The organism is Enterovirga sp. (assembly GCF_028290205.1).
Classification (GTDB): Bacteria; Pseudomonadota; Alphaproteobacteria; order Rhizobiales; family Beijerinckiaceae; genus Enterovirga.
In genome coordinates this window covers 1-8,414 of sequence record NZ_JAQGKF010000050.1, presented here as the reverse complement: position 1 = coordinate 8,414, position 8,414 = coordinate 1, and the positions used below count along the sequence as shown (strand labels likewise).

Annotated in this window: 7 protein-coding genes; 3 read left to right on the top strand and 4 right to left on the bottom strand. The window is 69.8% G+C overall.

Annotated features, from left to right (window positions below; all coding sequences use genetic code 11):
* The first annotated feature begins 67 nt into the window (after nucleotides 1–67).
* From JWR86_RS03460 to JWR86_RS03450, 3 genes are read left to right on the top strand one after another with little or no spacing between them, the layout of a single operon-like run.
* Entirely contained in the window at nucleotides 68–949 is an 882-nt protein-coding gene (locus JWR86_RS03460; protein ID WP_299560768.1) for an alpha/beta hydrolase, read from the top strand.
* A 32-nt stretch (nucleotides 950–981) separates the two neighbouring features.
* A complete protein-coding gene (locus tag JWR86_RS03455; protein WP_299560765.1) occupies nucleotides 982–2,094 on the top strand; it encodes an SRPBCC family protein in 1,113 nt (370 codons plus the stop codon).
* Nucleotides 2,095–2,132: 38 nt separating this feature from the next.
* A complete protein-coding gene (locus tag JWR86_RS03450) occupies nucleotides 2,133–2,897 on the top strand; it encodes a 4'-phosphopantetheinyl transferase superfamily protein (protein WP_299560762.1) in 765 nt (254 codons plus the stop codon).
* A 44-nt stretch (nucleotides 2,898–2,941) separates the two neighbouring features.
* On the opposite strand, the gene JWR86_RS03445 is transcribed toward JWR86_RS03450, so the two are convergent.
* The 4 genes from JWR86_RS03445 to JWR86_RS03430 all read right to left on the bottom strand — a co-directional run.
* Nucleotides 2,942–6,073 (bottom strand): efflux RND transporter permease subunit, encoded by a 3,132-nt coding sequence (locus JWR86_RS03445; RefSeq protein WP_299560759.1) that lies wholly within the window; start codon nucleotides 6,071–6,073, stop codon nucleotides 2,942–2,944.
* Between the two features lie 42 nt (nucleotides 6,074–6,115).
* The gene (locus JWR86_RS03440; protein WP_299560756.1) at nucleotides 6,116–7,060 is read right to left on the bottom strand and encodes an HlyD family efflux transporter periplasmic adaptor subunit; all 945 of its coding nucleotides are present in this window, start codon (nucleotides 7,058–7,060) and stop codon (nucleotides 6,116–6,118) included.
* Nucleotides 7,061–7,083: 23 nt separating this feature from the next.
* Complete coding sequence (locus tag JWR86_RS03435; RefSeq protein WP_299560753.1) at nucleotides 7,084–7,752, bottom strand: OmpA family protein; 669 nt, start codon at nucleotides 7,750–7,752, stop codon at nucleotides 7,084–7,086.
* Nucleotides 7,753–7,799: 47 nt separating this feature from the next.
* On the bottom strand, nucleotides 7,800–8,414 hold a 615-nt coding region (locus JWR86_RS03430; RefSeq protein ID WP_299560751.1), incomplete at its 5' end, for a tetratricopeptide repeat protein.

Sequence of the window (8,414 nt, the reverse complement as noted above, 5' to 3'; positions counted from 1 at the left end):
TCGGCGACCTCGTCGCATTCCTGCACGAGCAGATGTCCCACTCGGAAGCGGAGATCTAGCCGTGCCGATGCTCGACCTGAACGGCCTGCGCTTCCACTATCAGCAGAAGGGCAGCGGCCCCGACATCATCCTAGTCCACGCCGTAACCAGCAACATGTCGGTCTGGCTGTTCAGCAACATCATGGACGTCCTGGCGAAGGACTTCCACGTGACAGCCTACGACATGCGCGGACACGGCGCGAGCGACGCGCCCGCCAGCGGCTACACCTCCGCCGACATGGCAGAAGACCTGCGCGGGCTCCATCTGGCCCTGAATCTCGGCCCGGCCATCATCGTCGGGCACAGCTATGGCGCGGTCGTCGCGACGCATGCCGCCGTGCTCTATCCGGCCATGGTGCGCGGCCTCATCCTGTCGGATCCCTACTTTCCCGGCCTCGCCGACCTCGAACCCAATCTGGCCGACATGGAGGGCTGGCGGGACGTCAGGGCGGCGCTCGTGGCCGGCGGGGCCGAGCTCGGCCCCGACATCGACTTCACGCGGCTGTTCCAGGTGGTGGCCGACCTGACACCCGAGCAGAAGCAGCATTTCAGCCAGACCATGGGCGAATCCTCGCTGCGCTGGCTGCTGCAGCTGCCGCGCCTCGCCAAGACCACCTGCGGCCGGGACGTGTTTGCCCCGGCGGGACTGACTGCCGACCGGCTTCGCGGCATTCAGCAGCCGCTGGTCGCGCTCTACGACGAGCACACCTCCTTCGGCGCGACCCGGGCCTTCCTGCAGGACAGCGTCGCGAACATCACCATCGAGACCGTGCCCGGCGCCCGGCATCTGGCGCCGCTGCAGAGCACGGACGCCTTCTCGCAGCTGGTGCAGAAACACGGGCGGCGCATCAGCCAGATGGGCGCCGGTCCGCCCGCGCAGCCCGCCCTGGAGGCCATGGGCGCGCCCTAGCGCGCCGAGCCGGGCGACAAGCAGGTGCAGCCATGTTCGTGAATAAGAGCCGCCTCGAGCATCTCCTGCCCCCATCGGCCTATTACGCGCCCGAGCAGCATCACCGTGAACTGGACAGCCTGTTCGAGCCCGCCTGGCACCTGATCGCCTGCCGGTCCGACCTGCCGAAGAGCGGCGACTTCATCACCTTCGACCTGTTCGGCCACCCGCTGCTGCTGCGCAACTTCGACGGCGATCTTCGCTGCTTCATCAATGTCTGCGCGCACCGCCATTCCATGCTGACGCACGAGCGGCGCGGCCATGCTCCGCGGCTGGTCTGTCAGTATCACGGCTGGGAATACACCAAGGACGGCCGCACCGGGCGCATCCCCGACGCGCGCTGCTTCCGGCCCTGGGACCGCGAGAATGCCCATCTCACGACGGTCCGGACGGAGATCTGCGGCGAGCTCGTCTTCGTCTGCCTGGCCCCCCAGGCGCCGAGCCTCGCCGACCATCTCGGGTCCTACTGGACCTTGTTCGCGTCCTCGTTCTCACCGCCTTATCGGGCCGCCTGGACCTACGACGCCAGCTATGCGGCCAACTGGAAGGTGTTCGTGGAGAACTCGCTGGAATCGTATCACCTTCCGGTGGTCCATCCGAAGACGTTCGGCAAATTGCCCCCCGAGGCGAATTGCGAACACGGCCTCGACGCACGCTTCACCTGGTACCGGGCGCATGACGACGAGCTGGCCCCCCTCGCCTGGGTGGCGGAACGGTTCGGCGTGCCGTCGACGCGGACCTACGAGCATCACAACCTCCACCCGAACATCACCTACAGCCAGTCCGATTGCGTGCGGCTGATCATGTCCGTGTTCCCGACCTCCCCGACGACCTGCCGGCACCAGGCCTGGCTGTTCACGGTGCGGGGCGAGCGGCCGGGCTGGATCAAGGAGGGCTTCGGCTGGCTCCTGGCGCGGGCCATCTCGCGCTTCGCCAGCAAGGTGGTTCAGGAGGATGTGGGCATCTATCCGGACGTTCAGCGCGGCATGGAGGCGAGTTCCGCGCGCGGCGTCATCGGCACCCGCGAAGAGCGGGTTTACGTGTTCCAGAAATACGTGCTGGACGGCTGCGCGGATCGGCAGCATGCGGCGCACGCCTCCCGGTGAGGGCTGGTGGTCGGGCCTGAGCCCCGGAGAGCAGCGACGTGAGTGCGGATCAGGAGTGGCGGCGGCCGCCGGATGCCTATCGGCTGCCGGGCGGCGAGGTGCATGTCTGGCGCGCCGCGTTGGCCCAGCCGGCCGAGGCCCTGCTGGCCCTCGCGGCCGCCTTGTCGCCGGATGAGCGGGCCCGCGCGGCCCGCTATAGCCGCGAGGACGACCGCCGCCGCTCCGTGATCGGTCACGGCCTGTTGCGGCAGCTCCTCGGGCAGTGCCTCGGCGAAGCGCCCGGCGAGCTGCGCTTCGAGCTCGGCGAATTCGGCAAGCCGGCCCTCGCCGGGCCCGGGACCGCGAACCGGGCCGGACCGCATTTCAACATCTCGCATGCGGGCGACTGGATCCTGATCGGGCTCGCAGCCGACCGACCGATCGGCGTCGACGTCGAGCGGATGCGCGAGGAGGTGGCCTGCGACAGGCTTGCCGAACGCTTCTTCTCCCGGCCGGAACGCGAGGCCTTGGCGAGCCTGCCGCCCGCGTTGCGCCGGGCCGCGTTCTTCGCCTGCTGGACCCGCAAGGAGGCCTATCTCAAGGCGCGCGGTGACGGGCTCACGCTGGCGCTGGACCGCTTCGACGTGAGCCTCATGCCCGGAGCCGAGCCGCGGCTCCTGGCGACGCGCCACGATCCGGCGGACGCCGGGCGCTGGCGCATGGCGGAGCTCGATGTCGGCCCCGACCATGCCGGGGCGGTGGTCGCGCCGGGCCCCGACTGGTCCCTTCGGCGCTGGCACTGGCAGCATGCCGCTTGCGCCTGAAGCCCTGGGCCGGACCGCGGGCAAAGACTGCGCGCGCGGGCCGCTTACCGGCCGGCTTCGGCCCCGGCGAGAGCCGGGCCCGGGCCACCGGCCGGCGGACCGCCTTCGGGATGGCCGGAGGGGGAGCGGCGGAACACCCGCCTGGCCCCGGCGGTGACCTTGTCGGTGATCTGCCCGAACAGCATCATCACGCCCGGCACGAAGACGAGCGACAGGACCGTCGAGAACAGCAGGCCCCCAATCACGGCCACGGCCATGGGGGAGCGGAACTCGCCGCCCGCCCCGATGGCAAGGGCGCTCGGCATCATGCCGGCCGCCATGGCAACCGTGGTCATGACGATGGGCCGCGCACGCTTGCGGCCGGCATCCACGATGGCGACATCGCGCGGCACGCCGGCATGCATGGATTCCACCGCGAAATCGACCAGCATGATGGCGTTCTTGGTGACGATGCCCATCAGCATCAGCATGCCGATGAAGACCGGCATGGTGAGCTGTTGACCGGTCAGCAGCAGCGCCCCGACCGCGCCGCCCATGGAGATCGGCAGGGAGATCAGGATGGTCAGCGGGTGGACGAAGCTGCCGAACAGCAGCACCAGCACGGCATAGACCATCAAGAGCCCGGACCGCATCGCATCGGTGAAGTTGGCCGACAGCTCGTTCAGGCTCTCGGCATCGCCGGACTGGTTCAGCCGCACGCCTTTCGGCAGATCCTTGGCGACGGGCAGTTCGTAGATGGCCTTGATCACGTCCCCGAGGGCCGCGTTGCCGACCAGATCGGCCCCGACCGACGCCCGCCGCTCGCGGTCGTAGCGGGCGATGTTCGCCGGCCCGATCTCGGACTGGATGTCGGCGACCGCGCTCAGCGCGATGCTGCCCTGCCCGCCCGCCATCGGGATCTTGAGATCCCGCAACGTGTCCAGGCTCGCCCGCGCGGTGTCGTCGAGCTGGACCCGGATCGGCACGAGGCGGTCGCCCGCATCGAACTTGGCCAGCGCCTGCGGCACGTCCCCGATGGTGGCGACCCGGATGGTGCCGGAGATCGCGTCGGCCGTGATGCCGAGGCGGGCCGCCAGGTCCTTGCGGGGCCGGATGCGCAGCTCGGGCCGGTCGAGGGTGGCGCTCGAAATAACGTTGTTCAGCGCCGGCAGACGCCGCATCTGGCTCGCGAGTTCGTTCGCGACCGCGGCCACCGTGCGGGGATCCTCGCCGGTGACCACCAGTTCCACGGCCCGCAGCCCCTGGTCGTCCACGAACCAGTAGCGGATGTCGGGGACGCGCTGGAGCCGCTTCTCTATCTCCTGCTCGACCGCCCGCTGGGTCACGCTGCGGGTCGATTTTTCGGTGAGGTTGACGATCAGCGTGGCGCGCCGGATGTCGACCCCACCGCCCGGAAAGCGGCCGCCGTCGACGAAGACGCTGCGGATCTGCGGAATGCCGCGCAGCTCGCGCACGATCGCGTCCGAGACGGCCTGGGTGTCGCTCGCCTGCGAGCCGGGCGGGAGCTCGATCGCCAGCACGGCCCGTGAGATGTCGTAGCGCGGCAGAAAGCCGGACGGCAGCAGCAGGATGCTGCCGACCGAGGCCGCGAAGATCATGAGCCCGATGACCACGGTCAGGACGTAGTGGCGCACGGCCAGGGTCACGAGCCGCGTATAGGCGCGCTCGATGCCCCCCGGCGGCCGCTTCGGTCGCACGTCGGGCTTCATCATGTAGGCGGCCAGCATCGGCGTCACGAAGCGGGCGGCGAGCAGGGAAAAGGCCACCTGCACGGCCACCGTGACCCCGAACTGCTTGAAGAACTCGCCCACGATCCCGGTCATGAAGCTCGCCGGGACGAAGATGGCGATGATGGTGAGGCTGATCGCGATCACCGCCAGCCCGATCTCGTCGGCTGCGTCGATCGCAGCCTGATAGGGGGATTTCCCCATCCGGATGTGGCGGACGATGTTCTCGATCTCGACGATGGAATCGTCGACCAGGATGCCGGTGGACAGCGTCACGGCCAGCAGGCTGACGAGGTTCAGCGAGAAGCCCAGCATGTCCATGGCCCAGAAGGCGGGCAGGATGGAGAGCGGCAGCGAGATGACGACGATCAGGGTGGAGCGCAGATCGCGGAGGAAGATCAGCACGACGAGCGCCGCGAGCGCGGCCCCCTCGAACAAGGTCTGCATCGCGGCGTTGTAATTGCCGACCGTGTAATCGACCGTCGAATCGATCAGCGTCAGCTTGACGTCGGGGTGGTCGCCGTTGAGCTTGTCGATGCGGGCCTTCACGGCCTTGGCCACGACGACGTCGCTGAAGCCCTTGGCCCGCTTGATGCCCAACGCCACGACGGGCCGGCCGTCCAGGCTCGCAAAGGTGCGCCGGTCCGCGATCGTGTCCGTGATGGTGCCGAGGTCCTTGAGCCGGATCTCGCTGCCGCTCGCCAGGCCGAGCATGGAGCCGGACAGCTCGTCCAGCGTGCGGGCGCCGGCCAGCGTCCGGATGGCATGGTCGCGGCCGCCGATGGAGGTGCGGCCGCCGGCGATGTCCGCGTTGCCGGCCCGCAGCCGCCGGCTCACGTCGACCGCGCTGAGCCCGTAGGCGTCCAGCCGGTCGGGATCGAGCGAGACCAGGATCTCCCGCTCGACGCCGCCGATGGTCTCGACCTGTCCGACACCGCGCACCCCCTGGATCTCGCGGGCCACCACGGTGTCGACAAAGGTGGACAGCTCCTCGGCGGTTTTTCCGGGCGCGACGGCCGCGTAGGTCACGATCGGCAGGCCGACGATGTCGACCCGCTGGATCAAGGGCTCCTGGACGGATTGGGGCAGGTTCGAGCGAACGCGGGTCACGGCGTCCTTGACGTCGTTCAGCGCCCGGTCGGTGTTGGTTTCCAGCCGGAACTCCACCGTCGTGACCGAGACTCCGTCCGTGATCGTGGACGAGATGTGGCGGACGCCCTCCACGCCGGCGATCCCATCCTCGATGGTCCTCGTGATCTCCCGCTCGATCTCGACGGGTGCGGCGCCGAACTGGCCGACCACGACCGACACGACCGGGATGTCCGCGCTCGGCATGTAGGTGATCGGCAGGCGGGCGAAGCTGAGCCAGCCGAGGATCAGCAGAATGAGCGAGAAGAGGATCGACGGAAGGGGCTTCCTGATCGACCAGCTCGAGACGTTCAGGGCCAAGGGCGCAATCCCGCTAGGTCGACAGGGTGGGACCGGCCGGCATCACAGCGCGCCGGCCGGGTTCGCAACGACGTTCTCGCCCTCGGACAGGCCGGACCGGATTTCGACATGGGTGTCGGAGGTCAGCCCCACTTCGACCCGCCGAACCTCGGACCTGCCGGACCTCACGACCACCACGGACGTGGCGTTGTTCTGGCGCAGGATGGCGCCTTTCGGCACCGCGACGCCGCAGCTCTCGTCGGTCTCGACGAAGGCGCGCCCGAACAGGCCCGGCCGCAGCCCAGATCCCGACGGCACGCCGATCCGGGCCCGCCCGAACTGTGTGCGGGCGTCGATCTCGGCCGGCCCGACCCGCACGGTGGCCTCGAGCTCGGACCCGTTGGCCTGCAGGATGCGGGCGCTGCCGCCGGGCCGGACACGGGACGCGTAGGCGCTCGGGATGTCGACCACGAGGTCGAGCTCGGGATCCGTGGTGATGCGCAGCAGCGGCTCGGAGCGCGCACTCGCGAGTCCCCCAACCCGGGCCGTGCTGCTCGACACGATTCCGTCCGCCGGGGATCTGAGCAGCACCACCGGGAGAGCCGGCCGCGGAGGCCCGGCCCCGGCACCCGAGAGGCCCGTTGGCCCCGAACCGGCCGACGCCCCGGGCGAGGCCGGTTCGAGCCGGATGATCTCCTGGTGGGCCGACACCGTGTCGCCCTCCTCCACCAGGACGGCGGCGATCCGATAGCCCTCGACGCCACCGAACACATAGGCCTCGGCGCGAGGCACCAGGAACCCCGTGACCCTGACATTGTCGGTGAAGCACAGGCGCTGCGCCGGCAGGGTCGTGGCCGGCGCCACGGTGGACGGGAGATCCACTGCCCCGGCTCCGCTGGTCGCCCCCGTCACCAGCGCGCTTGCGAGCGCAGCCGCGGCCGCGAGGCGCGCGACCGCCCGCGCGGGCCTCGCCCGCGTGGCCCCGCCCTCGGCGGCGGAGGTGAGCATGCGGCCGCTCCGAACGGCGCCGCTCAGCGGGACGCCGATTTCACCTCCGACAGGTTCGTGGTCTGGACGCGCCGGTTCTCGTCGGCGGTCGGCTTATCCTTGTTCTTGAGGCGCGTCTTGCCGTAGCCGGCGGTGATGAAGTTCTTGGCCGGAAGCTTGTACTTCTCCGTCAGGTACTGCTTCACGGCCGCGGCGCGCCGCTCAGATAGCACCTGGTTGATCTGGTCGCTCCCGAGCGCGTCGGTGTGGCCGGCGATCATGAAGGTGCCGTCCTTGAATTCAGGGCGCGACAGGGCCGCACCGAGCGCGTCCACGGCCGGCCGGGCCTTGGCGGAGATCACCGACGAGTTGAGGTCGAACGGCACGTCGAGGTCGATGGTGGGCTTGCCTTCCGCGATGCCGGCCAGGCGGTCGCGCTGGCCGACCGAGAGGGAGCGGGTCGTCGGGCTGCGAAGCGTCTCGAGAAAGGCCGCCTCTTCGGGCGACCCGGAGCTCGCCCCCGGCCGCGGCCCGCCGGACAGGCTGCGGGTCACCGGCTTGGGCGTCAGCGCGTCCACGATCTGCCCTTCGGTGGGCGCTTGCGCGGCGGTCGGCGCCTGCGCCACCGCCACCGACAGCGAGAGGCCCAGGGTGCAGATCGCACCCGCCAGTGCCAGGGCGCCTCGGGCGCCCGCTTTGAATGCTGCCGCCATGACCCTCACTCCTCCCATGCGGAGCGCCGGGGCGCCCGCGTTGCAGCCTATTGCACCCCGAACATCGTGAACTGCTCGCCGATCTTGGGGTCGATCGTGAGTGCGAGCTTCACGTCGCCGTTGCCGCTCTGGGCCTCCCCGAGCCGGATGCGGGCGAGCCCGCGTCCGTAGAGGGAGGGTGCATGTCTGTTGTTGAGCTTGAGGGCCGCGCTGTAATCGCTGACGGCGCGCCGCGGCATGCCGATTTTCAGCATGATGAAGCCCCGGCTGTCGAGCGCATCCAGGAATTCGGGACGGATCTTGAGTGCGGCATCGCAATCCGCGAGCGCGCCATCGAGGTCGTCCGTGACGGCCCGGACCCAGCAGCGGTTGTTGAGCGCCTCGACGTCGCGGGAATCCAGACGGACCAGGCGGTCGAAATCGGCCAGCGCGCGCGTGAAGTCGTTGTGCAGCGCGTAGAGCTGGCCGCGCGCGTAGAGGGACGCGGCATCGTCGGGGTTGCGGTCCAGCGCGGCTGTCAGGTCCTTCAGCAGCCGGTCGTCCGCGGCGCTGTAGGCGAGGATCGGGATCACGCGCTTCTTGCCCGGTGGTGAGCCGGACACCGTCGGGGCCGTGCCGCCGCCCGGAGCGGTGCCCCCGCCCGGAGCGCCCGGTGCAGTCCC

What these genes read in the sequence shown, in the direction of transcription:
- JWR86_RS03460 (WP_299560768.1), top strand. Translation starts at nt 68, where the DNA reads ATGCTCGACCTGAACGGCCTGCGCTTCCACTATCAGCAGAAGGGCAGC.
- JWR86_RS03455 (WP_299560765.1), top strand. Translation starts at nt 982, where the DNA reads ATGTTCGTGAATAAGAGCCGCCTCGAGCATCTCCTGCCCCCATCGGCC.
- JWR86_RS03440 (WP_299560756.1), bottom strand. Translation starts at nt 7,060, where the DNA reads ATGCTCACCTCCGCCGCCGAGGGCGGGGCCACGCGGGCGAGGCCCGCG.
- JWR86_RS03435 (WP_299560753.1), bottom strand. Translation starts at nt 7,752, where the DNA reads ATGGCGGCAGCATTCAAAGCGGGCGCCCGAGGCGCCCTGGCACTGGCG.